The following is a 1,387-nucleotide window of genomic DNA, read 5'->3' on the forward strand; positions in this document are numbered from 1 at the left end:
TTAAACTTGATCTTTCAAAGGTGGCACGGTTCGAACCGAAATCCGAACTGGAAATGGCACGGTTTAAACCGAAAGGCCTGGCACAGTTTGACCGAAAAGGGTGGCACAATTCAAACCGTTATATCCAACATATAATGTGTCATATAGTTCGACTTCACCTTCGGATAAAATTTCGCCTTTAAATACATTTAATGCAGATTCATAAGAACTAAAGATATCACTTTCAGCACATGAACATCCAAGACCGTTGATTTTGGTTAACAGGATAATTGCCACTATTAAACAGTACTTTTTCATATATTCTGGTTCTCAAGCTAGTCCACCATATTTATTTCAATATTTTTTTTCAATTTAATCCCCCTCTTAAAACTAAAACTCCCAAAAACAAATAAAATGCCCTACATAGGATATGTTACCCATCTACCCCCTCTCAAAAAAGTACCTCCTTTGCTTAGTTTTCAACCAAAAGTAAACGTGTCCTATATGTATCTATAGGAGAAACGAGCGTGAAGAATACATTCAGTGACTGTTTTTAGCGAGTAGCCAGCTTGCAGGGCAGACCCTACCCTGTTCCCAAGATTAAAATTTGTTCAGCAAAACTGGAATTACATATTTCCAGAATAAAAGGGTGATTGGCATGCTTCACCTAGTCAGGGTGGCAAATTACGACCTGTCACTTTGATCATAAACTCATACCTAAATCTACAAATCCTTAACCACACGGTCGATTTTCTTATCGCGCAATTCAATTTGAAAATCGGACTGGCCAACAAAGGCCTGGAGATAGTTTTTGTCTTCCTCCCAGATAAAGGTATCTCCTAAGATAATATCGGTGGGCTTGCCAAACTGATCCGTGAAATACTGATTGAAGAATTTGGCCAGTGAAGCCAAGTCAGTAAAATCTTCTTTTCTGAATGTCCACCGGATCTTATAGAGTTCATCCTTATAGAAAATCAGGTTGAGCTTGGAAGCCTGCTTTCGGGCCACAAAAAGATGGCTATGTTCTTTATATATCCCTTCTTGGATACCGTTTTTTATGTTACGTTTGACTGCTTTTTGGAGCCATTCATTCCGTTGGTAAATGGTCTCTTCCCCTGTGATGAGCTGAAGACTTTCCTGATAATGCTGCAAGGTGTGGTTAAGCTTGATGTCATTGAGCCCATTGGCTTCATCCAGGGATTGCTGGCCGAAAGCCAAGAAATTGTAGATTCCGATGATCCTGACCACCAATCCGGTCATCTTGACCACCCCTTTAAAAGGTTTTTTCAGTTAGCGTTATAATGGCGTTTAAAGTTATCGTTTTTTTCTCATTGATTCACCTTTGAGCTCGATTCTGTGGGCAGTGTGCACCAGTCTGTCCAGTATGGCATCGGCTATTGTACTGTCC

General features: G+C 40.1%; 3 protein-coding genes. All 3 read right to left on the bottom strand.

What is annotated here, in order from left to right; all coding sequences use genetic code 11:
• Positions 1–63: 63 nt before the first annotated feature.
• On the bottom strand, positions 64–297 hold the full coding sequence (locus tag ACYVAA_RS22870; protein WP_460546393.1) for a hypothetical protein: 234 nt from the start codon (positions 295–297) through the stop codon (positions 64–66).
• 405 nt (positions 298–702) lie between these two features.
• Positions 703–1,248 carry a hypothetical protein gene (locus ACYVAA_RS22875; protein ID WP_460546395.1) on the bottom strand — a complete coding sequence of 182 codons (546 nt, stop codon included), beginning with the start codon at positions 1,246–1,248 and terminating at the stop codon, positions 703–705.
• A gap of 45 nt (positions 1,249–1,293) precedes the next feature.
• Positions 1,294–1,387 (bottom strand): ATP-binding protein (locus ACYVAA_RS22880; protein ID WP_460546224.1); only part of this gene is annotated, 94 nt, incomplete at its 5' end.

The sequence above is a fragment of the Echinicola sediminis genome, from assembly GCF_054777495.1.